Source organism: Bacteroides sp. FSHCM14E1 (assembly GCF_019633785.1).
Lineage (GTDB): Bacteria > Bacteroidota > Bacteroidia > Bacteroidales > Bacteroidaceae > Bacteroides > Bacteroides hominis.
Map to the genome: position 1 here is coordinate 14,000 of NZ_JADKYL010000008.1, position 24,956 is coordinate 38,955.

The following is a 24,956-nucleotide window of genomic DNA, read 5'->3' on the forward strand; positions in this document are numbered from 1 at the left end:
AAAGAAAAATGAAGATGATAGAGTTGACTCAGGAGGAATTGAAGCAGCATTTCAGTGAACCCATTTTCGGACAGATCTCGGAGACGGCCGATATGTTGGGATTGGAATGTTATGTGGTGGGCGGATATGTCCGCGACATTTTTCTGCAGCGTCCCTCTAAAGATATAGATGTTGTTGTGGTGGGGAGTGGCATTGCTATGGCCGAGGCGTTGGGTAAACGTCTGGGACGGGGTGCGCATGTTTCTGTTTTTAAGAATTTCGGCACGGCACAAGTGAAATATCACGGAACGGAGGTGGAATTCGTAGGAGCACGGAAGGAATCGTATCAGCGGGATTCACGCAAGCCGATTGTGGAGGATGGAACGTTGGAAGACGATCAGAACCGCCGGGATTTTACGATCAATGCTCTGGCTGTCTGCCTGAATAAGGAGCGGTTTGGGGAACTGGTCGATCCGTTCGGAGGCATGAATGATTTGAAGGAAAAGGTCATTCGTACTCCTCTCGATCCGGACATAACGTTCAGTGACGACCCCTTGCGCATGATGCGCTGTATCCGTTTTGCTACCCAACTGAATTTTTACATCGATGACGATACATTTGAGTCTCTTTGCCGTAACCGGGAACGGATTGAGATTATTTCACGTGAGCGCATTGCGGACGAGCTGAATAAAATAATGCTTTCACCTATCCCTTCCAAAGGTTTTATCGATTTGGACAGAAGTGGGTTGTTGGCGTTGATTTTTCCGGAATTAGTGGCTTTACAAGGGGTGGAGACCCGGAACGGGCGTGCCCATAAGGATAATTTTTATCATACGCTGGAAGTGCTCGACAATATCAGCAAGGTGACAGATAATCTTTGGTTACGTTGGGCTGCCTTGTTACATGATATCGCCAAACCGGTGACTAAACGCTGGGAACCGAAGGCGGGATGGACTTTTCATAATCATAATTTCATAGGCGAAAAGATGATTCCGAATATCTTCAGGAGGATGAAGTTGCCGATGAACGAGAAAATGAAGTATGTGCAAAAGATGGTGAGCCTGCATATGCGCCCCATCGTGATAGCGGATGATGTGGTGACGGATTCGGCCGTGCGTCGTCTGCTTTTTGAAGCCGGAGATGACATAGACGACCTGATGACACTTTGTGAGGCGGATATTACTTCAAAGAATACGGAACGTAAACAGCGCTTTCTAAATAATTTCCAGCTGGTTCGCCGGAAGTTGAAAGATTTGGAAGAGAAAGACCGTGTCCGTAACTTTCAGCCGCCTGTGAGTGGGGAAGAGATTATGGAGGTGTTTAATCTGGGACCCTGCAAGGAAGTGGGGTCGTTAAAAAGTGCTATAAAAGATGCTATTTTGGACGGAGTGATTCCCAATGAATACGAGGCTGCTTATTCATTTATGCTTCAAAAAGCTAAGAAAATGGGATTGAATCCCGTACGAAACGTGGATGAATAAATGCAATAAGTTTTTGTCTTTTTCGATTTCCGACTAATCACGTAAGGAAAGGGAATGTATGCTATAGAGCAGGTTTGTAACGGAAAACCGTTACAAACCTGCTCTTTTTCTACAGTCTTTCTGTCTATTCTTTTTTCATTTCTATGTATTAACAACTAAACTTTACGGGAAATGAAAAAAAAGGAGTTTCTGTTTGTGATAGATTGCAGAATTAATGCTTATTTTGCAAAACACTATTAAACATAAACTAAATCATTTTAAGGTATGAATAGGATGAAATGTGGATTTTACACTTACAGAGGGATTGCTTTTTGTTTTGTCACCGCGATGTTCTGCGGACAAGCAATGGCACAAGTTGTAGAGAAAAGGGGGTTTGATTCTCAGAAAAAGATTAATGCGTTTGATAACACGACTTTTTGTACTGCTTATTTGTCTGACGGATCGTTGTATACCATGCGCGATATCGCGATTAATGATTTACGCAAAATTGAGCGTATCGTATTTAATCCGACGGGAAGTTCTATCGCCGTGTTGAGAGCGAAGAATCCGGTAAGCATTTACTCTTTTCGTGACAGGAATAAGAAGCTTTTCGAATTGAAAGAGAAACGTAAAAAATTGAAAGCCAAACCGCTGCCGGTATCCATGTGTTATGCTACCGATGCCCGTAGTTTCGTTGTAGGTAACTCGTTAGGGGAAATCGTTATTTATGATACGAAAGAATATATGCCATTGGCTTATATCCAGGGAGATGCTCCGGCTACTGCACTGGCTATGAGTTCGAACAATTATTTTATTGCAGCAGGGGCAGGACAGACGATTAATATCTGGAACTTCCAGACAAAGGAGTTGAGAAAAGCGATTCCTATGTCGGCAGTTGTCAAAGAACTGACTTTCTCTCCGGATGCTTCGTTGCTGGCAGTAACCACGGAGGATAATCACCTGACCATTATCGATACGAAAAACTGGGATAAGGTGGACATCTTCGATAAGTTGGGGGGAACGCTTAGTTCTCCGTCATTCCATCCCGAAGGAAAATACATCAGTGTGGTAAAAGATGGGAAGAATATCGAGATCATCAACTTGAAGAATGGTGTCATAGAGCAGGAGATTGTAGATCCTATAGGCGGTGTTACCGGTGGACGCTTCTTTAAGAACAATCAGAATAGCGAGGTATTCATGCTAACCAATCGTACGAAGCAAATGGTCTTCTGGGATGCGAACGGGCTGAACCCATTTTATGGAAAGATTATGGGTAAGGAAGTAGACGCCAAGATGAATGAATGGGTGAAGATGATGCAGGGAGAATCGATGGAGGATTATGCTATCCGTGTGAACGATGAAACCCGTGTTAAACAGCAGCAGTTGTTTGCTCAGGAAGTTGCTACGGCATTGGCGGGTGACCGTATCTCAATGGATAATCCTTTTGTGGATGGATATGATGCTGCTAATAATATGTTGAATATCGGTTTTAAGGGGTTGCCGTCTATCGGACTGGAAGTTCCGGCTAACGAGGCAGGGGACTTTGAGGAAGGTAAAATGAAATTCTCGAATGCCGTATATGTGCTGAATGATAAAGATGAATTTGAACTGGCCTATGTGGAAGTTACCAACGAAACGACCAACAAGGTTTATATCTATGACAATATCGGACGGACGAAGTTGACTGCTTTGGAAGCGGATGAAAACTTTGTCCCTCTGGAAATCATGCAGCAGGCTACCCGTGAGGAAGCACAATTGGCCGAAATAAAGGAACAGGTGATCGAAGAGAAAAAGCAGGATAAACTGATTACCGATAACACACAGATCAATGTGAAGACAGAGGTTATTCCGGGTGTGGATGCTAACGGCAAAAAAATTCTCAATTATAAAGTGGGTTATCAGTATGAGGTGATCAATAAAGAGTTTTCTGCTAAGGAAGACTTCCCGTCCGGTGGTTATAACATTGAACGCTCAAATGCCGCCATGTCTTTGATGAAGATTATCAAGAATGCTTTTGAAGGCGATTTCTCCAAATATTTATCAGAGGGTAAGCAGGTGAAAGTGATTATTACCGGTTCGGCCGATGCGGCTCCGATTCGTGGACGCCTGGCTTATGACGGACGGTACGGAGAGTTTGTGGACGAGCCATATTACAAAGATGGCAATCTCGACAATATCACGGTGACCAAGGCTGCCGGAATCACACAGAACGAACAGCTGGCACTGATGCGTGCTGCCGGTGTGAAGAGTTATATCGAAAAGAATGTGACAACATTAGGTAATACGAAGAACGACTACGAATATCATGTGGAAGTAGCTAAAGAACGTGGTGGAGAATTCCGCAAGATCAATGTAGAGTTTGTAATTATGGATGCATTTCAACAATAAACGATGAAAAGATTTTTTTTACTGACAATCATTCTCACTGTTGTTATGGCCGGTAAAGTGGGGGCGCAGGATGCGTCCTCCGCTTCTAAGCGTGCCAACCAACAGTATGTGCTTTTTGAAAGCGAGCGCGATAAAGGAACGAATGTAACGGCTATGTATGACTATCTGCTGGACAGTTACGCGAATTTCATGAAGGTTGTGGAGGCACCGAATAACGGTCAGTATATAGGGGGAGCAAAGAATAGGCTAAAGGCATTGTATCCTTATCTGCTGAATGGGGCGGTATATTATTCGGAACAGAAACAGCCGGCTAAAGCATTGGATTTTGCCGCTGCATATATCGATATGCCGCAGATGCAGTTGTTCCGCAGTGAATTGTTGCCGAAAGATAACCGTTATGCTTCGGTGGTTTACTATGCAGCGGTATCGGCCTTTAATCTGGAGAAGAACGAACAGGCGCTGAGGTATTTTCAGGAGTATCTTAATACCGGTACGGAAGCTCAGCAGAAGGACTGTTATGTTTATATGAACATGATTTATCAGAAGCAGAAGAAATATGCGGATCAGGAACGCGTGCTGGAACAGGCTATTGCCAAATATCCGGTGTCACTCGATTTCTTGTATAATCTGGTGAATGTACATATCGCCACCAATAATATGGAAAAGTTGATTGGTGCGATTGACCGCATTCTGGCTGTGGATCCGAATAATGATAAGGTATTGCCTATCAAGGCGCGCATTCTGGAACGGCAGGGAAAGAATGTGGAGGCACTGGATATCTACAAACGCTTGTATGCACTTCATCCCGAGAGTTTTGAATTGATGACCGGTGTGGCACGCGCCAACTTCAATTGTGCTACGGAGATCGTAAACAATGGGGCTACCATTGCCAATGATACTGAATATGCATTGGTACGTCAGCGCGCATCGGGCTATCTGATGGATGCTAAAGATCTTTTCCTGAAGATATTGCAGAAAGATCCTTCTTCCAAATTGTATATGCAGGGACTGGCAGGCGTATATCAGTATATGGATATGAAACCGGAATATGAAGTGCTTTCTAAGATAGTTCAGGACGGGGCTTCTTATACCGCTTTTCCCTCCCGGCTGGCTGCTTACAAAGAGGCGTTGAAGAAGACTGAAAATATAGCTCAGGAACAGGAGTCTGTTCCGGTACCTGTGGAACCGGCCATGTTGGTAATCAAGATGGATCAGTTTACGGATGCCAATAATAATAAGGTAATTGATGCCGGAGAGAGTTTCGCTTTGCAGTTTACCATTGAGAACCAAGGTAAAGGAGATGCGTATAATATACGTATCCGTTTGGCTGAGCAGCAGGGATATGATCAGTATTTCGACGGTCCGCGTGAGTTGGACGGAGGCAATATTCCGGCCGGGAAGTCCAAACAGTATACATTCCGTTATCTTGCAAAGAAAGAGTTGCCCACGAGCTTGGCTAAGATCAACATTTATGCATTCGAAGCGAATGGATTTGATGCCGATCCTTCGGAGCTGATTGTGAATACTCAGGAATATGCAATGCCTCGTTTGCGCATTGCCGACCATCAGTTCTTTGCGTCTGAGGGTACATCTATTACTTTGGGTAAAAACGGAAAGCTGACGGTTGCCTTGCAAAACTTTGGAACACAGACTGCGCGTAAGGTGAAGGTGAATTTCACATTGCCGAAGAACATATTTACTACCGATTCTCCGGAAATGACAATTGATAGTATTGCTCCGGGGGATGTGGCTGTGCTCGATTACGGCTTCCTGGTGAACAAGCGTTTTGATGAAGATTCCGTGGCCGTAATGCTGGCGGTAACGGAGTCTACCCGTTCAACTTTCCTGAACGAGGCTTATAAAGTGAAAGTGGGAGATTACCTGTCTTCTGCCGCTTCTATCAATCTGAGTGGAAATGTGGCTGCACGGAAGGTGAATGTGAAAGACTTTTCGCTGAGTTTCAAGAGTGAGTTGATGGAGGATGTCCCTGTGGGAGCTGTGAACCGCCACCGTTATGCTTTGATTATCGGTAATGAGGATTATAGTATGACCGGTGCCAATGCTGAAATTAATGTGCCTTATGCCGTAAACGATGCTGTGCTGTTCCGTGAATATTGCGTACGTACCTTTGGGGTACCCGACGGGCAGATCAAGGTGGTGCCGAATGCTACTGCCGGTATGATGCACGAACAACTTGACTGGTTGGTGAACATGGCAAGCACCGATCCGCAAGCCGAACTGATATTCTATTATTCCGGTCATGGAAATAATGACGAGGCTACTAAGGAGCCTTATTTACTTCCGGTGGATATTACAGGTAAGAATATCCGTCTGGGTATTTCATTGTCCGGACTGTATAAAAAATTGGCTACTTATCCGGTGAAGGGGGCTTATGTATTCCTCGATGCTTGCTTTAGCGGTGGTTATAAGAGTGCTGCTCCGCTATTGGCACAGAAGGGCGTGCGTGTTGTTCCGAAAGTGGGATTGCCGCAAGGAAACACATTGAGTTTTTCGTCCAGCAGTGGCGATCAGACTTCAAGTGTTTACCATGAAAAGAAGCAGGGATATTATACGTATTTCCTGATAAAGACGATCCGTGACGCTAAAGGTAACCTTTCCATGAAAGAGCTGTTCGAAAGAACCAGTGTTGCAGTGAAACGTGCTACTGCCTTGATCGATAAAATTCAGGAGCCGCAATGTATGGTTTCTCCTACATGGGTGGGATGGGAAAACATTAAGTTGGAGACTCCGGTAACAGAAATTCCTTAGTAAAGTTAATAGTGATATGAAAAAGACGGCTGTGGTGTGGAAAGCACAACAGTCGTCTTTTTGGTATCTATTGGGATTTGTTTTTATTGCAACTCAATAATCTCTTCGTTACAGATAGTAAGTTTCTCTACACCCTCTTGTGTTACTGTCCACGAGTTTTCGATACCTACGGGACCTACACCCGGAATTACAATCTTAGGTTCGAGAGCGAAGACCATTCCCGGTTCCAGTTCTTGTTTCATACGGGGGGCAAGCACCGGAGCTTCATTAATTTCCAGACCGATACCATGACCTATGAATTTTGCTTGCTGGCCGATACCCATGAACTTGTCGGCAAAACCGGCTTTGGTCACTATATCGATGGCTGTATTATATAAATCCTCGCATACAACTCCGGGCTGAGCCATAGATGATACGGCGCCCTGTATGTCGAGACAGACCTGATGGGCTGTATACGCTTCATCACTCAACTTACCAATGGAGAATACGCGGCTCATATCGCCCATATATCCGTTAAAGTTTCCTCCGAGGTCTACCATGACACTTTGACCTTCTTTTAGCAGGCTTCTGTTGAGTCCTCCCGGGAGAGCTGGATCCAGTCCTTCACCTCCTAAGGCGAAATCGTATGGAGAAGGGAAAGCGGCGTTGTCTCCGGTCAGTACACTGCCCATAAAGATTTCCATGCTCTGACCGAACACACGAAAGATTCCCAGGTTACCTTGCAGACGCATCAACCTTTCTATTTCGATTGAAAATTCCAGATCGGTCATTCCCGGACGGTAAACAGAAGGAATCTGTTCGTAAGCTTTGGCGTGAGCTACACCCGAACGGCGGAATAATTCCACTTCTACAGGAGTCTTGATGCTACGCGCTTCGCGGATTAACGGAGTTCCGTTTACAATTTCCGACTCTGGGAAAACAGCGGCAAGGCGATTGTACTCTGTATATGACAGTTCATCGCCTTCCAGCATCAGTTTCTGAGGGGCAGGCAATCCGCTTTCTTTAATCAGATCAAGAATCTGTTCCGGTTTTCGGATAGGGAAGACGTGTTCGCCGGTAATATTGTTGGGGCGTTTGATGAATAACAAGGCCGGTGAGTGGAGAGGTAAGTAGAGGTATCCGCTGACAACACGGCCATACGTATAGAGCAAGTTTACATTACAAGTGATGAGAGCGGCATCAATGTTTTGTTGAGCCATCAGCACGCGAATCTTATCGCGGCGCATCTTTAATTCGGGTTGTAACATTTCGTAACAATTATTTGGTTTCGAAATGCAAAGTTAGGCTATTTTAGTTGAAAATGAAACCTTTTCAGAAAAAAGTAGCGTTACCCACATCCTGTCTCAGGAAATGAGTAACGCAATTCACAAATACAACTAAACAAAGCTTTTAGATGATTCCTTGTCCCATCATGGCATGAGCCACTTTCATGAAGCCTGCAATGTTGGCACCTTTCACATAATTGATATATCCGTCAGGTTCTGTACCATACTTCACACACTGTGCATGGATACCATGCATGATGGTATGGAGTTTCTCGTCTACTTCTGCTGCACTCCAGCTCAAGTGCATGGCATTTTGTGACATCTCCAGCCCGGACGTTGCTACACCACCTGCATTGACTGCTTTACCCGGTGCATACATCGTTTTGTGTTCGATGAAAAGATCGATGGCTTCGGGTGTACAACCCATGTTGGAGATCTCTCCGACACAAAGAACATTGTTATTAATAAGATTTTTGGCATCTTCGCCGTTTAATTCGTTTTGAGTGGCACAAGGAAGGGCTATATCGGCTTTCACTTCCCAAGGACGTTTACCGGCTACGAAAGTAGATCCCGGGAATTCGTCAGCATACGGAGCTACGATATCGTTGCCCGAAGCACGGAGTTCAAGCATATAATCGATCTTTTCCCCACTGATGCCGTTCGGATCATAGATGTAACCATCCGGGCCGGAGATTGTAACAACCTTTGCTCCCAACTCGGTAGCTTTGGTAGCAGCTCCCCAAGCAACATTTCCGAATCCGGAGATAGCTACAGTCTTGCCTTTTATATCGATACCTTTGGTCTGCAACATTTGGTTGACGAAGTACAAACCTCCGAATCCGGTAGCTTCCGGACGGATCAGTGAACCGCCAAACTCAAGTCCTTTTCCGGTGAAGGTTCCTGTAAATTCACGGGTTAGTTTCTTATACATACCGAACATGTAGCCTACTTCACGTCCTCCTACACCGATGTCACCGGCCGGTACGTCCATATCCGGGCCCAGATGGCGCCACAACTCAAGCATAAATGCCTGGCAGAAACGCATGATTTCAGCATCACTCTTGCCACGTGGAGAGAAGTCGGAGCCGCCCTTACCACCACCCATCGGCAGAGTAGTCAAGGCATTCTTAAAGGTCTGTTCAAATCCGAGGAATTTCAGGATAGACAGGTTGACAGAAGCGTGGAAACGGATACCGCCTTTATACGGGCCGATAGCGTTGTTGAACTGAACACGATATCCCAGGTTGGTTTGTACTTCACCTTTATCATCTACCCATGTCACGCGGAACGTAAAGATACGGTCCGGCTCTACCAGTCTTTCGATGATTTTGGCTTTTTCAAACTCAGGGTGCTGATTGTATATATCTTCGATAGAGAGAAGCACTTCTTTTACAGCTTGAAGATATTCTGATTCGCCGGGATGTTTAGCCTCTAAAGAGGACATGATTTTTTCGATGTTCATAATAGTATGTTTTAATAGGTTGATTCTGATAAAATGTCACTTTATCGTATCGCAAATATAGGAAAACTTTTCTAATGTTATTTGATTGTATGGAATATTTTGATTAAATAATGATAAAATGATAGAAAGAGCATTGGGAAATAGATGTCAGTTTTTCATTTTCATTCCCAGATTATACATGATAAATGCATAAACGTCTGCTTGCTCTTTTAATAACTTTGTTGTGGCTTTGTTGAAGCCGTGTCCGGCCTTGTGATCGATACGTATGAGAGTAGGATTGGTCCCATCATTTTCTGCTTGTAAAGTTGCGGCAAACTTGAACGAGTGTGCAGGGACAACACGATCGTCGTGATCGGCTGTGGTGATTAATGTTGCAGGATATCTTGTGCCCGACTTCAGATTGTGCAGCGGAGAATAGCTCAATAAGTAATCAAACATTTCTTTACTGTCGCTACTTGTGCCATAGTCTGTGCTCCATGATGCGCCTATGGTGAATTTATGATAACGGAGCATATCCATCACACCCACCTGAGATACGGCTACGCGGAATAGCTCAGGCCGTTGTGTCATGCAGGCACCCACGAGTAATCCTCCGTTCGATGCACCGGTAATGGCTATTTTGTTCGGATTAGTGTATTTTTCTTTAATGAGATATTCGGCGGCACTGATAAAGTCGTCGAAAACATTCTGTTTTTGCATTTTGACTCCCGCCTTGTGCCATGAATCACCATATTCGTTACCGCCTCGTAAATTGACCTGTATATAGATACCTCCGTTCTCGAGGAACGGGATACGTTCGATGGCGAAGGAAGGAGTGAGGGTGAGGCCAAAGCCACCATAACCATAAAGAAGTACAGGATTGTTTCCATCTTTCTTTAATCCTTTCTTATAAGTCAGAAACATTGGGATTTGCACACTGTCTTTACTGGTGAAGAATATTTGCTCCGTCACAAAGTCATTTGCATTAAACTTTATTTTCGGAGCATAATATAGTGTATACTCATTTTTATCAATGTCATATTGGTAAATTGTGTTCGGGGTGGTGAAAGAAGTGAAGAGGAAAAAACATTTTTTATCCTCTTTTTCTCCGCAAAAGAAGACGGTACCCAGTGAAGGAAGCTTGATCTCTTGTAGTTGTTTCCCATTTAAATTGTAGACATAGGCCCGGTCTGAAACATCTTTATTATAGGTGAGAAACAATTTTCCACCAATTATTTCTGCTTTGGATAATACGGCATCGGATTCTGGAATCAGTTCTTTCCAGTTTTTCAACGTGGGACTGTTGATATCAGCCACCATGATACGTCTTTTCGGAGCTTTGTAGTTGGTAAAAATATAAATTTTATTATCAATGATGCCTATTGGGCTATATCGATAGCCCGCATTGGCCAGTTGTACCAGAGGTGCGTCTGTTTGGGTGAGATCTTTCATTAAAAGGCCGTTGTTTATGAAAAGAAAACGTCCGTCATCACTTGTTTGCCCGGAATGATTGCACTCCGGATAATATGGGTTTTGATAGATCGGTTTGTCTTTTGCCTGTGGTGTCTTTAGTTTATGATAATAAATCATGGAGTTTCCGTTTACGCTTGACAACTCTTTATCTTTTGGTGGAGCGTCATAAGCACTATAATAAAAGCCTTTTTCATCCCAAGCCACTTCCTGAAACTTTACCCATTGAATGTGATCGTCCAGAAATTTCCCGGTTGTGGTGTCCATGATATATAGATCTTGCCAATCGGAACCGTTGCGTGAGATGCCACAGGCGGCATATTTACCGTTCTTGGAGAATGATATTCTACTGAGTGATACAGTACCGTCGTCAGACCATCGGTTAGGGTTTAAAAAAATGCGTGGATTATTGCTCAAAGAGTCTTGTATATACATCACGTTTTGATTTTGTAACCCATTGTTTTTAGTGAAATAGTACTTATTTCCTTTCTTGACCGGTAATCCAATTCTTTCATAGTCAGACAGGGTGGTTATTCGTTTTAATAATTTCCGATGGAAAGGGATGGCTTCCAGGTACTTGGCAGTGACTTTGTTTTGTGCTTCTATCCATGCGGCAGTTGCGTCGGAAGTGTCATTCTCTAACCAACGATACGGATCGGGAATTTTTGTGTCGAAATATATGTCTATGCTGTCTACCTTTTTTGTTGCAGGGTAAACCGGTTTTCGGGGGCGTATGCATGAGGTGGCTGCTATACCTATTATAATTAATAAGGATATTGCTTTCATGTTTTTCAATTGGTTACGGTTAGTAAATTCACAAATATACAGAGTGTTTATTACAAAACAAATAATTCGGTCATTTTCTGTTTTCGGATTTCTCGACTTTGATGTTTCGGTTTGTTTTCAAATCGTAAATGGGAAGATAATCTGTGCCTATATTGGAAGTTGGCAATAAAGTGAATTGCTTTTTCTTGCTTTTCCCAATAAAAACAGCGACTTTTGTCTGTTGAATTTTAAAACTACGGGAAACCCATGCTCAGCAAATTTAAATTAAACCAGCTCTATTTTAAAGATACTCAGTTTGCCAATCTGATGACAAGGCGAATCTTTAATGTTTTATTGATAGCCAATCCTTACGATGCTTTTATGCTGGAGGATGACGGACGTATCGATGAAAAGATTTTCAATGAATACACCTCGCTTTCGCTCCGTTATCCCCCTCGTTTTTCGCAAGTTTCTACCGAGGAAGAGGCGTTGAGACAGCTTGGGAGTGTATCGTTTGATTTGGTGATTTGCATGCCGGGTACGGGAGACAACGATAGTTTTGATATCGGACGCCATATCAAGGAGAAGTACGAACAGATACCGATCGTTATTCTGACACCGTTCAGTCACGGCATTACCAAACGGATAGCGAACGAGGACCTGAGTGCATTCGACTACGTGTTTTGTTGGTTGGGAAATACTGATTTGCTGGTGTCCATCATCAAGCTGATCGAAGACAAGATGAACCTGGAGCATGACGTGAAAGAGGTGGGCGTGCAGTTGATTCTGCTGGTAGAAGACAGTATCCGTTTCTATTCATCTGTGCTTCCCAATCTTTATAAATTTGTGTTGAAGCAGAGCCAGGAGTTCTCTACCGAGGCTTTGAATGCCCATCAACGTACACTCCGTATGCGCGGGCGTCCCAAAATAGTATTGGCCCGTACTTATGAGGAGGCAATGGATATATACGATAAGTATACCAATAATATACTGGGAGTCATCACCGATGTCCGCTTTCCCCGTGTGGAGAAAGGAGAGAAGGACGGCATGGCAGGAATCAAGCTTTGTGCGGAAGTCAGGAAGAAAGATCCGTTCGTACCCTTGATCATCCAGTCGTCCGAGACAGAGAACGCTGCCTATGCGGCTAAGTATGGAGCTACGTTCATTGATAAGAATTCCAAGAAAATGGATGTCGATCTTCGCCGGATTGTTTCCGATAATTTCGGTTTTGGCGACTTTGTGTTCCGTAATCCTGAGACGGGTGTCGAGATAGCCCGGGTTCGGAACCTGAAAGAGTTGCAGAATATTCTTTTTGCCGTTCCTGCCGAATCGTTCCTTTATCACATCAGTCGCAATCATGTTTCACGTTGGCTGTATTCACGTGCTATGTTTCCGGTTGCGGAATTCCTTCGTCCCATCACCTGGCATAGTCTGCAAGATGTGGATGCGCATCGTAAAATCATCTTTGAGGCTATTGTTAAATACCGAAAAATGAAAAATCAGGGAGTGGTAGCTGTATTCAAACGCGACCGCTTCGACCGTTATTCAAACTTTGCCCGTATCGGAGACGGTTCGTTGGGAGGAAAGGGGCGTGGACTGGCGTTTATTGACAATATGGTGAAGCGTCATCCGGAATTTGAAGAATTTGAGAATGCCCGTGTGGCTATCCCGAAAACAGTGGTGCTTTGTACCGATGTATTCGACGAGTTTATGGATAGCAATAATCTGTATCAGATTGCCCTTTCCGATGCTGATGACGATACGATTCTGAAATACTTCCTGAAAGCGAAGTTGCCCGACCGTCTGGTTGAAGACTTCTTTACTTTCTTCGATGTGGTGAAGTCTCCTATCGCCATTCGTTCTTCTTCCTTGCTTGAGGACTCCCACTATCAGCCTTTTGCAGGAATCTATAATACCTATATGATTCCTTATCTGGATGATAAATATGAGATGCTCCGTATGCTGTCCGATGCCATTAAAGGCGTATATGCGTCTGTTTATTTCCGCGACAGTAAGGCATATATGCAGGCCACTTCGAATGTGATCGATCAGGAAAAGATGGCCGTTATTCTGCAACAAGTGGTCGGCAATCAGTACGGAGACCGTTATTATCCTTCGATGTCCGGTGTAGCCCGATCTCTCAATTACTATCCCATTGGCGACGAGAAAGCTGAAGAAGGTACGGTAAACCTGGCTCTCGGTTTGGGCAAGTATATCGTGGACGGAGGTATGACTTTACGTTTCTCGCCTGCCCATCCTTCAAAGGTGTTGCAAACCAGTGAACTGGATATTGCCTTGAAAGAGACGCAGACCCGTTTTTACGCTCTCGATCTGAAAAATGCCGGTGATAACTTTTCGATTGATGATGGATTCAATCTTCTGAAGTTGCATGTGAAAGAAGCCGAAAAAGACGGTTCGTTACGGTATATAGCTTCTACCTATGATCCGTATGACCAGGTGATTCGTGACGGTTTATATCCCGGTGGGCGTAAAGTGATTACGTTTGCCAACATCTTGCAGCACGATGTATTTCCGTTGGCACGCATTCTGCGCTGGGTACTTCGTTATGGGCAGCAGGAGATGCGCCGTCCGGTAGAGATCGAATTTGCAGTGACACTCAATCATGACCGTGATAAGACCGGTACGTTCTATCTGCTTCAGGTACGTCCCATTGTAGACAGTAAAGATATGCTGGATGAAGATCTTACTACTATTTCGGACGAAGATGTGCTGCTCCGTTCCAATAACTCCTTGGGGCATGGCATTATGAACGAAATACATGATATCGTATATGTCAAGACTGATCATTACAGTGCATCGAACAATCAGAATATAGCTTGGGAAATAGAGAAACTTAACCAGCAGTTCCTGAATGAAGGCAAGAACTATGTACTTGTCGGACCCGGACGATGGGGAAGCAGTGACACTTGGTTAGGTATCCCGGTGAAGTGGCCGCATATTTCTGCTGCGCGTGTCATTGTGGAAGCCGGACTGACCAATTACCGGGTAGACCCCAGTCAGGGGACGCATTTCTTCCAGAATCTGACCTCCTTTGGTGTAGGTTATTTCACCATCAATGCGTTTATGAATGATGGAATATACAACCAGGAGTTTCTGAATGCGCAACCTGCCGTATTTGAGACTGAATATCTTCGTCACATACACTTTGAGAGGCCGATTGTTGTGAAAATGGATGGTAAAAAGAAACTTGGAGTGGTTCTTATGCCGGAGAAATAATAAAATAATATTGTATAAAAAAAGTCCTGTTTTTCATAAGAAAGGCGGGACTTTCTTGTTTTAGCCCATTTCTGTGGTCTGTTTTTATGATTAAACAACTATTTGTGGTCCTTTTTTCAGATTTTGTAAGGAATCGAAGGTTGTGTATTTATTATAATAAAAGAAAACTATAATTTTGCCTGCGGTTTTTACAACTTATGAATAATATTTAGTAGTTATCATTATGAAAAGACTCTCTTTTATGGTTAGTATGGCGATGCTAATTTCATGTATTGCCTCGTGTGATTCCGGCAGTGATGCTGTTTCATACGGTGTTGGTTCTTTAAGTCTTGGGCTTTCAGCCAATCCTTCTTTTGCAGAGAAAACCCGTTCCGTCAGCGAAGCGGAATACAAAAAAGTCGATAACTATCAAGTTACGGTCAACGAGGGCGACGGTACCTCTTTATACGATGGCCTGTACAAGGATATGCCTTTGTCTATCGATCTGACTGCCGGCAAAAAATATACGGTGAAAGCCTTCTACGGTGATAATGTAGATGCAGGTTTCGATAAACTGTATGTGGAAGGCAGCCAGGAGTTCACTGTCAGTGAAGGCGAACAAAAGAATGTTATTTTGTACTGTAAGCCGGCTAATGTTAAAGTATCAGTCGTTTATACGGAAGATTTTCTGAAATATTATTCGGATTGTACTGTCTCCCTTTCTACTTCACACCTGACTGCTCCTTTTGAAGTAAATATGAAAAAAGACTCCGGTAAGGATGCTTATCTGAAAGCAAATGCCGATGGTGAGAATGTATCTATCACTGTAGGAGGTTTCAAAGATAAAGAAGGCAATGCGGTGGTGATGGAAGCTTTGGTTGCCGAGAAAAAAGTAGCTCCCAAAACGCATCTTACTATTACAGTAGATCCGGAGGTGATTACTATTTCTACGGGTACTGCATCGTTGGACGTAACCGTGGATACCGGTACGGAAGATAAGGATGTGAATATTGAGATTCCGGAAGAGTATTGGCCGGGTAATGCAAGTAAGTAAATATAAAAGATTGGTATATATGAATGCGATAAGAAACATATATGCAGTGCTGGCATTGATAGCACTTTGTTTGAGTTCCTGCGAGATGAAAAATGAGCTGGAAGGCAAATATAATTTGAAGAATGACGAAGGACTTCTGACATTGGATCTGGTGAACAAGACGCAGGCTACGCCTTCTACAAAAGCTGAAAGTACGTCACTTACTGATGAACTGGATGTGAATACCTATAAAGTAGAGATTGTTGATAATGCCACTGAGGCTGTGGTTCGTTCGTTTGCCAGCTATGCGAAGCTGAAAGAGGCCTTGCCGTTGGTCGTTCCGGTAGGAAACTATAAGATTGTGGCTAAAAGCGGTGTTTTGCAAGATGCTTCGCGTACTCCTTATTTTGAAGGAAGCTCTTCTATTGAAGTGAAGCAGGGAATGGAATCTAAGGCGGAAGTTCTCTGTAAATCGGCAACGGTAAAGGTCAGTTTGAATGTATCGGACGAGTTTCTCAGTATGTTTGCCGACGATTATGTGTTCACCGTTTCAAATGGGATTGGCGGAGTTATTTATGTGAAGAAGGAAGATTTAGGTTCAATTTATCTCAGCATTCCCAATGGAGCCACTTCGATCAAAATTGTGGCGAAAGTAACTGAGAAGGAAACAGGTAGAGACATTGAAACTATTTATACTGTGACCAAACCCGATGAAGAAGGCTTGGAGGGAGGTGATTCTTTTAATGTTACAGTGAAACCTGTAGAAGAGGGTGAGGACCCGGAAGATCCGGATGTGACCCCTTCTGATCCGAAATTGGGGATACAGTTGGATATTGACTTGACAATGGACGAGACCGGCATAACAGTGAAAGTACCAACTGAACTGATTGAAGAATCGAAACCGGAGGAGCCGGATCAGCCGGCAGAACCGGATCAGCCGGCAGAAGACGGACCGGAGATTATCGGAGCAGATGAAGTGGTGGAAGTGGATACGAACAATCCGCCGACAGTTCAGGTAACGATGAAAGCTCCGGCCGGAATCCGGAACTTGCTTGTGACTATCACTTCAGACTCTAATGAGTTTATAGGTTTGATTTCTCAAATGGGGTTGGGAGAAACATTCGATTTGGCTAATCCCGGTGATTTGGAAGATAAACTTGGAGGTAGTTTGGAAGACGGATCCGGTATCGGTTTGATTGATCCGAATGATCCGATTAAAGATAAAAAAGAGTTCATCTTTGATGTATCCGGCTTTATGCCTATGTTGTCACCGTTTGGCCTTCAGCAACATTATTTTACTATTAAACTGATTGATAATAATGGTAAGGAGTTAGCCAAGAAATTGACAGTAAAAGTGGTGAAAAACTAATTTGAATTTCCAATGAAAAGATATATATATTTGTTCGTCTCTGTCTTTACTCTTGTGATGGCATCATGCCAACAAGAAGAGACTTCTAACGGCAAGACTGGCTATCTCCAGTTTTCTGTGGAGAAGAATACAAGTACGATTTTGGTTCCGGCGACAAGGGCAGAAGAGTTGCCGATTGCCTTGCAGGTAGTTGACAGAGCAGGGACTGTTGTGAAAGAGACTGATGACTGGCATAACTGGACATCTGCTCCCCTTGAATTACCATTGGGTACTTATACCATTAATGCTTTCTCAAAAGGGGTTGATGTGGCGACGGCCGGATTTGACGAACCTTATTATTGGGGACAGACCGAAGTAACGGTTGTTCCGAAAGTAAATCAGAATGTGAATATAGAGTGCCGTTTGGCTAATGTGAAAGTGACAGTCAATTACAGTGCTGATGTGAAGAAGTATTTTTCGAAACTGAGCTGTTCTGTGGGTAATTCTTCCGGTAAACTGATTTTTGGTAAGGATGAAACACGTTCCGGATATTTTGCGGTGGATAATCTGAATATTTCGTTGGCATTGACAAATACGGATGGACGTTCTTTTGTTTTTGAATCCGAACCGATTACAGATGTAAAAGAACGTCAGCACTATCGTATTAACTATACTATGAAGGCCAATGGTGCTATTGGTGGTGTATCTGTTACTTTAGATCCTTCTACCAAAGAGTATAATGTGAATATTTCCATTCCTAAAGAAAGTAATCCGAGTGTAAATGTCTGGTCTGATTTTGCAGACGTAACTCTTCCTCTTCCTGACGGTGTTGTTACCAAAGAGTGTAAATATCGCATTTCCGGAACGGAAGATTGGAATACGGTGTCCAATGTTGAACAGGCCGATGGAAAGCTTATTGCAACCATAACCGGTCTGATTCCCGGTACGGAGTATGATTTCTGTTTTGCAATAAATGGAGTAAACGGAAAGATAACGACTGCGACCACCGAACTTCAGAAACAACTGGAAAATGGAAGTTTTGATGAATGGAATCAGAATGGAAAAACTTGGTTCCCGGGAACTGCGGCTGAGGCTTCTGCTAAGAATTCGTATTGGGATACCGGTAATGTGGGAGCAGCTACCATGAGTAAAAATCCAAGTATCGGAGAAAGCAACGATGTACATACCGTAGGTGGTAAATCGGCTAAATTGTCTTCGCAATTTGTGGGAGTGTTTGGTATCGGAAAATTTGCTGCCGGTAACATCTATATCGGGCGTTATATGGAAACGTATACAAGCCCGATGGGAGCACGTATACGTTTTGGTCGTGAGTTTACTTCACGTCCTACGCAACTGAATGGATGGTACAAATACACTCGTGGAACCAGTATAGATCGTGGAGATCATAATGTGGAGGAATTGAAAAACTCGGGTGGTGATAAATGTGCTATCTATATTGCCTTGACTGACAATGAAGGTTTGGTTGATGATAATGGAGTGAAGACAGCTTATGAAGTCAACAATAACAAAGAAGGCAGTCCCACGCGTTATACGGTCGATCTTTCCGAAGCCAATAAAGATGTCATAGCCTACGGTTCCATTACCGATGAAGAGTCCAAAGGTTCTTTCGATGAAAGCGGAAATGTAGTCTGGAAGCAGTTTACGATTGATCTGCAATATCGTGATTTGACCCGTAAACCCAAATATATTATCGTTGTTGCTTCTGCAAGTAAATATGGTGACTTCTTTACCGGCAGCGAAAGCAGTGTCATGTTGATTGATGATTTTGAATTGGTGTACGGTACACCTGTTACCGCCAACTAATCCATAGCGAATGAAAAAAATAATTATATTTCTACTTCTTCTTTGTCCGGTACTGGTCCAGGCAAAGAAGAAGTTTGACCGTGGAATCGTGAAGAGTGTGTTTGTCCCGAAAGGGCAATGGTTTATGGGTTCTACAGTTTCGTATTCGGAGCAGAGTGCTGATCAATACCAGTTTTTGGTATTGGCAAATATCGATGCCAAAGGTTATACATTCCGTTTGAGTCCCTTCGGAGGATACTTCTTTGCCGACAATATGGCAGCGGGAGGCAGGTTCACTTACTCTCGTACCTACTTCAATATAGGAAACGTAGACATTAATCTGGGCGATGATCTTTCGTTCCACATCAAAGACGATATGTATCTGGAGCATAACTATTCCGCATCCGGATTTCTGCGTACCTATATGGGGCTGGGCAGCAGCAAAGTGTTCGGTTTCTTCAATGAAGTGCGTCTGACTTATGCTTACGGGCAAGGGAAACATTCCAATGGTACGGGTAACGACTTGACGGGATACTATCAGCGTTCTCACACGTTTGAGATCGGTGCAGCTCCCGGATTGGCGGCATTCGTATCCGATTTTGCTTCGGTAGAAGTTTCGGTAGGAGTGATGGGATTCAGTTATAAATGGGTCGATCAGATACACAATCAGGTAAACAAAGCTTCCCGTCATAGTGCAAGTGGTAATTTCAAGATAGACTTATTCTCGATTAATCTCGGAATGACGATGTATTTCTAACTTAAGCAGTGTTTTGAGAAATGAAGAGTTTACAAATTTATCTATTCCTGTTTCTGTCGGTCTTTGCTCTGGGTGCTTGCATACAGAATGACATTCCTTACCCTTACATCAAAGGCGAAATTACAGCTTTCGAAGTAGAAGGGCAGACCGGTGATGCCGAGATAAACAAGAACAGCCGCACCATCGCAGTCGAAGTAGGTGATGAAGTCGATATAGAAGAATTGCGTATTATCAGGTTCGTTGTGAACGAAGAAGCCACTTACAGCGTAGACGAACAATACTGTGTCAGCCCCAATAAATTTCCTTCGGCCGGCTTTTCTGCTTTAGCCGACTTGCCGGCAGGAGCAGATACACGGGTCGATTTCAGTAAGACCGTTCCTGTTCTGCTGCGTACCTATCAGGATTATCAGTGGATGATAACCGTCCGTCAGACCATCGAGCGGGTAGTCGAAGTCGAGAACCAGGCCTTGCCTGCCATCATCGATGATAAGAATCACACGGTATTGGTGTATGTCTCGCAGAAACAGGATTTGTCTGCTGTCAAGATAACAAAGATGATTCTGGGAGGCAGTAAGGCTACCATCACCCCCGATCCGTCCACCGTAACCAATTTCCGCAGACCGCAAGAGTTTGTTGTCAGCCGTTTCGATAAAGAAGAGCTATGGACGGTCGATGTGGTGCGTACCACATCGACAGGTACTACGGGCAGTGCCGATGTATGGGCCACACGTGCCACTCTGGATGGGGGCATGAAGCAGGGAACCACTCCCCGTGTGGAATACAGGAAGAAGTCGGAAGATACCTGGAGCGTTGTACCCGAGGCAGATGTGAAACTGGAAAGTGGTACTACTTTCAGTACGACACTGACCGGGTTGCAAGATGGCACCGACTACGTTTGGCGGGTAGTAGTCGAAGAAATTCCCAGTACGGAAGCCGCGTTCACAACCGAAAAGATACAAGAAATACCCAACTTAAACTTCGATACCTGGTCGCAGAATCCCACAGGAACCTTTAAGAAGAGTTGGTATCCGAACTCTGACGGAGCGAATTCCTATTGGGCAACCGGAAACGACGGAGTGACCTCTTCGTTGGCAGGCAGCCGTGATTCGAGCACCCGCCCTGAAGAGAAAGAGGCGGTAAGCGGGAAAGCCGCTTATATGGTTACTTTGGGCAGTGTGCCATTGGTAGGGGTTGCTGCCGGCAACTTGTTCATCGGTGATTATAAAACGAATGCTCAAAGCCCCAAGGATAGTCCCAAGTTTGGACGTTCGTTTACGGGAGCCCGTCCCACCGGATTGAAAGGATGGTATAAATATACTTCTAAACCGGTTGATTATGTAGGCAATCCGGATAACTTGAAAAACGATGAATGCCATATCTATCTCCGTTTGTGGGACGATAAAGATAACGAGATCGGTTACGGAGAGTTTGTCGGAAAGGAGACAGTGACCAAGTACACTCAGTTCCGGTTCGATGTGACTTACTCCAATAAAACGGCGAAGCCCGCCAAGATAACGATTGTTGCCACTTCGAGCCATTACGGAGGCGACTTTACCGGAATGAAAGTGACCGGTTCGGTAGGTGTAGGTAGTGAACTGTGGGTAGATGAATTTGAATTATTGTATGAATAAGAAAGGGAGTTATGCATAAATCTGTTTTATCTTTAGTGTGTTGTTTGTTCTTTTTCCTGTCGTGTCAGGAAGAAATAGAAACGATGCCTAACGGCAGCCTGAATATAGTATTGACGGACGGAGCAGCGGTTACCCGGACTTTGCCGGATGCACTGTCGGATGAATTGCGGCAGCAGTTTACGATTGAGTTGCTGCGTGACAGAGATGGGACAATCGTGCCCGAATACAAAGGTGCATTGAAAGATTTCGGAGATCAAAGGGTATTCAAGGTAGGCAGTTATCAACTGAAGGCTTATCTTGGAGAGAATCCGGCATTAGAGTTGGATGCACCCTATTATTATGGAGAAGTCCAAGACATCGCTATCGAGAAAGGTAAGGCAACAACGGTAAGCGTTGGCTGTAAGGTAGCCAATGCGCTGGCTACTTTTGAGATTGTGAATCGGGAGGCTTTCGATAAACGCCTGAAAGATTATTACGTAAAAGTTACCGTAGGCGGTGAGTCGGTTACGTGGAAACCGGGAGATGTCACACATCCCTACTTCAAAGCCGGAGGCCGGGTGACGATGGCGTTGATCGGCACTTCCGTAGAAACAGGGCAGGAGGGAAGTTATGCTTTGAATCCGATCGAGACAGTGAAAGCGGGCGTTAAGTATAATTATAAGCTCTCCATGAAAGCTTCCAATGTTGGTTTTGAGGTCACTACGGAAGCCCGGCAGGAACCTGTCACTATCAATGAAACCGTACCCGACAGTTGGTTGCCGAAAGCTAAGGTCTTCAGTGAGGATTTCGATGAAAATCATGTGCTGACTTATACGGAAACAGCGGACGCTTTGTCGAGAGCCGGCGTTTCGTATACTGCTTTGCGTCCGGTTCAGGATGTGGAGTTTGCCCTCAACTTTGCGGATAAGCATTTGGAACATCTGAATAAGACATATCTGCTGTCGGAACTTTCCGAAGAAGATCGGCGGGCTTTGGCTGCTGTGAATATTGTCTTGCCCGATCTGACTGCAGGAAGTACTGAGGGAGTTATCGACTTTGCCGGAGTAACTTCCGGCATGCTGACTCACGATGGAGGACAGGATACGGATAATATAATAGCCGTTCGGGTAAAAGCAAATGACCGTTGGAGTGATGCCGGTATGTATACCATCCGGACTGTGAAACCTGTCTTTAAAGTGGGTTATTATCCGGGCAATGTTTGGACGAAAGAGTTTACTTTGAATACACTTACTGCCGATAGTGTGAAAACCGGTAACTTGGATAAGTTTACCGATATTGCTTACGAATTTAGTGCGGATGGTAATAGTTGGGAGGCGATGCCCGGAGATTTGCGAAAGGCAGGGCTGAGTCCGGGGACCTCTTATTATGTGAGAGCGAAATATAGGGGAGAGGTGCCGGGAGAGAAAGTGGAGGTGAAAACGTATCCCCAGACAGAATTAATAAATGGAGGTATGGAGACTTATTCGTTAGTAAGAGGTAAAGATGGAACATCTTTTTTGAGTGGTGATTACGGAGCTCAATATGAATGGGATTCTTGGGCTACTTTGAATGTATTGACTGCAGATAAATGTGTCGGTACAGCTTTTGCTTATAATTCAAGATCAGGTACACGTCCAACTACTGATGTACGTCCTTTATCTGATGGAAAGACTGCTGTATGGATTATAACAGTGGGATATGGTTATGGTGGAAGTAATAGTTCTCCAAAGTCTGTTACTCCAAGTGAACTCTTTTTAGGAGAATATAACGTAAAAGGTATCTCGTATAAATCAAGACCCACTGGAGTTCATTTTTGGTATAAATATGCTCCTTATGATAATGATAAGTCAGATATTAAGATTCAAATAATAAGTGGGGATATTGTGATAGGCGAAGGCTTATTGCAGGAAAGTACTTTAGTTTCATCTTATAAAGAATATAAAATAGATATTATTTATGATGACAATTATAAATATTTATCCCCGGATAAAATGTCTTTGGTATTTAAGTCTGGTTTGAATACCTCTGTTGAAAAACGCGAATCGGGGGGGCTGACAAGTGCTAAAACGGCTAACCCTATGTTTCGTGGTAGTGAACTATTCATCGACGATGTGGAACTAATTTACGACAAATAAATATGAAAACCTATATATACCTCTTTCTCCTTTTGCTTGCTACAGCCTCTTGTAGCGAGCAAACTACTCCCGATCACTCTGTCGGTTATCTCCGCGTAGAAAACATCACCCTCACTTGTGATACCGAAACGCTTCCCATTACTCGTGCCGTCGATGCCGGACTTAAGCTTGAAATCTGGCAAGGTTCTGAGTGTGTCCGTAGTTACGATCCGGGAGCTGCGGAACTTTCCAAAAGAATCGTTCTTCCGGTTGGTGAATATACCCTGAAGGCTTTTACGCCCGATCAGACCGAGGCGTCGGACAATGAATCGGGCACACCCACTTACAGCGTCGACTACCCTTTCGCCATTGTATCAGAGGATGTAACTCTGATTTCGGTGAAAGCGCCCCAAATTAATATCGGGGTTGGCGTTGAGTATTCGGATGAATTTATGGCAAACTTTACAGACTTCTCCATTACCGTAAGTAGTCCTACAGGACGTCAGGCAAGCCTGGCAGGTAATGTGACAGACCTTCTTTATTTTAATGTCCCGACCGGTGGAGCCCATTTAAGTTATACGCTTACCGCCACCAATGCCGATGGAGAAACAATGACTTCCGAAGCGCGTTCCATCCTTCAGGAATCGGGAGCGGAACTTACTTCCGGAAATTATAAAGTCCGGATCGGCCTGGTTCAGTAAGGAAGGTCGATGAAAAGCAGTCCGGTTACTCCTAAACTTCCTTAAACCTCCAAACTTTCTTCTTCCGGATTTGTCATATTGCCAATCTTTAAAACGTAGAAAGTATGAATAGAGACAGGCAATTGAAGAAGGACATGGAGAGCCGGGAAGTGCAGATCCATGAAGAATATGAAAAGAACAGGCATCTGATGTCTGAGGACAAAGTAAAGGAAAAAGCTGCTGCATCCGGCAGTGCTGGCGATATCCATTCCGGCAAAGGAACGGGAAAGAAAAAATAGTGTAAAACAGGAATCGTTGCGAGATCCCTTTTTCACTACAGAGTACACAGAGGGCATGGAGGTTTTATTTATAAATAAGCCTTTGTGCCCTTTGTATGCTTTGTGGCAGGTAAAACGTTTTGTTCTCTATTATCCTATTAAACTATCAAAAAGGTGTGAAATACCTCTTTCCTCTGACTCTCCCAGTTTTTTTTCCGGATGAACCGGAGGGAAAAGAAGCATATCAAGTAACTTCCGGAGGCGAAGAACCGCTCTTTTGAGTCGGTAGAGCCTTGCTTTTCCGGAAAACAAGTAAGCATTTACCCCAAAACAAGTAAGCATTTGCTTCGAAAGACGGTTACATTTTCCCAATTTGCTTACTTCTTTTTTAAATATCTCCTAATGTTTTGGCAGATTACATATATTGTTATGCAAATCGGGCGATAAGAGCACGGATTTTCTTCCCGTTGCTCGCCGGGAAGTATCCTGTCCGAAGTGTGTAAAAGAATGGTATTCTACTCTAACAAGGAGATTACGGCGGATAATACTCCTTTATTGTTTCTATTTGATAAGGAAGCAG

Annotated in this window: 15 protein-coding genes; 12 read left to right on the forward strand and 3 right to left on the reverse strand. The window is 44.0% G+C overall.

Translation table 11 applies throughout. The features are described from left to right. Positions 1–14: 14 nt before the first annotated feature. The 3 genes from ISX59_RS13105 to ISX59_RS13115 all read left to right on the forward strand — a co-directional run bounded on the left by ISX59_RS13105 (position 15) and on the right by ISX59_RS13115 (position 6,596). Positions 15–1,460: a CCA tRNA nucleotidyltransferase gene (locus ISX59_RS13105; RefSeq protein WP_005808160.1), complete on the forward strand. Its 1,446-nt coding sequence runs from the start codon at positions 15–17 to the stop codon at positions 1,458–1,460. A 264-nt stretch (positions 1,461–1,724) separates the two neighbouring features. Further along, positions 1,725–3,827: a WD40 repeat domain-containing protein gene (locus ISX59_RS13110; RefSeq protein WP_032539546.1), complete on the forward strand. Its 2,103-nt coding sequence runs from the start codon at positions 1,725–1,727 to the stop codon at positions 3,825–3,827. A gap of 3 nt (positions 3,828–3,830) precedes the next feature. Then, the gene (locus tag ISX59_RS13115) at positions 3,831–6,596 is read left to right on the forward strand and encodes a caspase family protein (RefSeq protein ID WP_032539545.1); all 2,766 of its coding nucleotides are present in this window, start codon (positions 3,831–3,833) and stop codon (positions 6,594–6,596) included. 83 nt (positions 6,597–6,679) lie between these two features. On the opposite strand, the gene ISX59_RS13120 is transcribed toward ISX59_RS13115, so the two are convergent. The 3 genes from ISX59_RS13120 to ISX59_RS13130 all read right to left on the reverse strand — a co-directional run bounded on the left by ISX59_RS13120 (position 6,680) and on the right by ISX59_RS13130 (position 11,558). Further along, entirely contained in the window at positions 6,680–7,843 is a 1,164-nt protein-coding gene (locus tag ISX59_RS13120) for a Xaa-Pro peptidase family protein (protein ID WP_032539544.1), read from the reverse strand. A 142-nt stretch (positions 7,844–7,985) separates the two neighbouring features. Continuing rightward, complete coding sequence (gene gdhA, locus ISX59_RS13125; protein WP_005781098.1) at positions 7,986–9,323, reverse strand: NADP-specific glutamate dehydrogenase; 1,338 nt, start codon at positions 9,321–9,323, stop codon at positions 7,986–7,988. A gap of 147 nt (positions 9,324–9,470) precedes the next feature. Further along, the gene (locus tag ISX59_RS13130; RefSeq protein WP_032539543.1) at positions 9,471–11,558 is read right to left on the reverse strand and encodes a prolyl oligopeptidase family protein; all 2,088 of its coding nucleotides are present in this window, start codon (positions 11,556–11,558) and stop codon (positions 9,471–9,473) included. Between the two features lie 246 nt (positions 11,559–11,804). Here ISX59_RS13130 and ISX59_RS13135 point away from each other — a divergent pair, with 246 nt between their 5' ends. The 9 genes from ISX59_RS13135 (at position 11,805) to ISX59_RS13175 (ending at position 24,397) form a co-directional block, all read left to right on the forward strand. After that, the gene (locus tag ISX59_RS13135) at positions 11,805–14,774 is read left to right on the forward strand and encodes a PEP/pyruvate-binding domain-containing protein (RefSeq protein WP_032530172.1); all 2,970 of its coding nucleotides are present in this window, start codon (positions 11,805–11,807) and stop codon (positions 14,772–14,774) included. Positions 14,775–14,997: 223 nt separating this feature from the next. Continuing rightward, the gene (locus tag ISX59_RS13140) at positions 14,998–15,807 is read left to right on the forward strand and encodes a DUF4493 domain-containing protein (RefSeq protein ID WP_005781092.1); all 810 of its coding nucleotides are present in this window, start codon (positions 14,998–15,000) and stop codon (positions 15,805–15,807) included. A gap of 19 nt (positions 15,808–15,826) precedes the next feature. Next, the gene (locus ISX59_RS13145) at positions 15,827–17,155 is read left to right on the forward strand and encodes a DUF4493 domain-containing protein (protein WP_032539558.1); all 1,329 of its coding nucleotides are present in this window, start codon (positions 15,827–15,829) and stop codon (positions 17,153–17,155) included. A 12-nt stretch (positions 17,156–17,167) separates the two neighbouring features. After that, positions 17,168–18,958, forward strand: coding sequence for a DUF4493 domain-containing protein (locus ISX59_RS13150; RefSeq protein ID WP_032539542.1), 1,791 nt, complete (start codon positions 17,168–17,170; stop codon positions 18,956–18,958). 10 nt (positions 18,959–18,968) lie between these two features. Next, a complete protein-coding gene (locus ISX59_RS13155) occupies positions 18,969–19,694 on the forward strand; it encodes a hypothetical protein (protein ID WP_005781085.1) in 726 nt (241 codons plus the stop codon). 20 nt (positions 19,695–19,714) lie between these two features. Further along, a complete protein-coding gene (locus ISX59_RS13160; RefSeq protein WP_005808144.1) occupies positions 19,715–21,325 on the forward strand; it encodes a PCMD domain-containing protein in 1,611 nt (536 codons plus the stop codon). An 11-nt stretch (positions 21,326–21,336) separates the two neighbouring features. Beyond that, positions 21,337–23,439 carry a DUF4493 domain-containing protein gene (locus ISX59_RS13165; RefSeq protein WP_220575968.1) on the forward strand — a complete coding sequence of 701 codons (2,103 nt, stop codon included), beginning with the start codon at positions 21,337–21,339 and terminating at the stop codon, positions 23,437–23,439. A gap of 2 nt (positions 23,440–23,441) precedes the next feature. Next, positions 23,442–24,119: a DUF4493 domain-containing protein gene (locus ISX59_RS13170; protein ID WP_005821553.1), complete on the forward strand. Its 678-nt coding sequence runs from the start codon at positions 23,442–23,444 to the stop codon at positions 24,117–24,119. Between the two features lie 104 nt (positions 24,120–24,223). Next, positions 24,224–24,397: a hypothetical protein gene (locus tag ISX59_RS13175; protein WP_005808137.1), complete on the forward strand. Its 174-nt coding sequence runs from the start codon at positions 24,224–24,226 to the stop codon at positions 24,395–24,397. Positions 24,398–24,956: the final 559 nt, after the last annotated feature.

What these genes read in the sequence shown, in the direction of transcription:
- ISX59_RS13105 (WP_005808160.1), top strand. Translation starts at nt 15, where the DNA reads ATGATAGAGTTGACTCAGGAGGAATTGAAGCAGCATTTCAGTGAACCC.
- ISX59_RS13110 (WP_032539546.1), top strand. Translation starts at nt 1,725, where the DNA reads ATGAATAGGATGAAATGTGGATTTTACACTTACAGAGGGATTGCTTTT.
- ISX59_RS13115 (WP_032539545.1), top strand. Translation starts at nt 3,831, where the DNA reads ATGAAAAGATTTTTTTTACTGACAATCATTCTCACTGTTGTTATGGCC.
- ISX59_RS13120 (WP_032539544.1), bottom strand. Translation starts at nt 7,843, where the DNA reads ATGTTACAACCCGAATTAAAGATGCGCCGCGATAAGATTCGCGTGCTG.
- gdhA (WP_005781098.1), bottom strand. Translation starts at nt 9,323, where the DNA reads ATGAACATCGAAAAAATCATGTCCTCTTTAGAGGCTAAACATCCCGGC.
- ISX59_RS13130 (WP_032539543.1), bottom strand. Translation starts at nt 11,558, where the DNA reads ATGAAAGCAATATCCTTATTAATTATAATAGGTATAGCAGCCACCTCA.
- ISX59_RS13135 (WP_032530172.1), top strand. Translation starts at nt 11,805, where the DNA reads ATGCTCAGCAAATTTAAATTAAACCAGCTCTATTTTAAAGATACTCAG.
- ISX59_RS13140 (WP_005781092.1), top strand. Translation starts at nt 14,998, where the DNA reads ATGAAAAGACTCTCTTTTATGGTTAGTATGGCGATGCTAATTTCATGT.
- ISX59_RS13145 (WP_032539558.1), top strand. Translation starts at nt 15,827, where the DNA reads ATGAATGCGATAAGAAACATATATGCAGTGCTGGCATTGATAGCACTT.
- ISX59_RS13150 (WP_032539542.1), top strand. Translation starts at nt 17,168, where the DNA reads ATGAAAAGATATATATATTTGTTCGTCTCTGTCTTTACTCTTGTGATG.
- ISX59_RS13155 (WP_005781085.1), top strand. Translation starts at nt 18,969, where the DNA reads ATGAAAAAAATAATTATATTTCTACTTCTTCTTTGTCCGGTACTGGTC.
- ISX59_RS13160 (WP_005808144.1), top strand. Translation starts at nt 19,715, where the DNA reads ATGAAGAGTTTACAAATTTATCTATTCCTGTTTCTGTCGGTCTTTGCT.
- ISX59_RS13165 (WP_220575968.1), top strand. Translation starts at nt 21,337, where the DNA reads ATGCATAAATCTGTTTTATCTTTAGTGTGTTGTTTGTTCTTTTTCCTG.
- ISX59_RS13170 (WP_005821553.1), top strand. Translation starts at nt 23,442, where the DNA reads ATGAAAACCTATATATACCTCTTTCTCCTTTTGCTTGCTACAGCCTCT.
- ISX59_RS13175 (WP_005808137.1), top strand. Translation starts at nt 24,224, where the DNA reads ATGAATAGAGACAGGCAATTGAAGAAGGACATGGAGAGCCGGGAAGTG.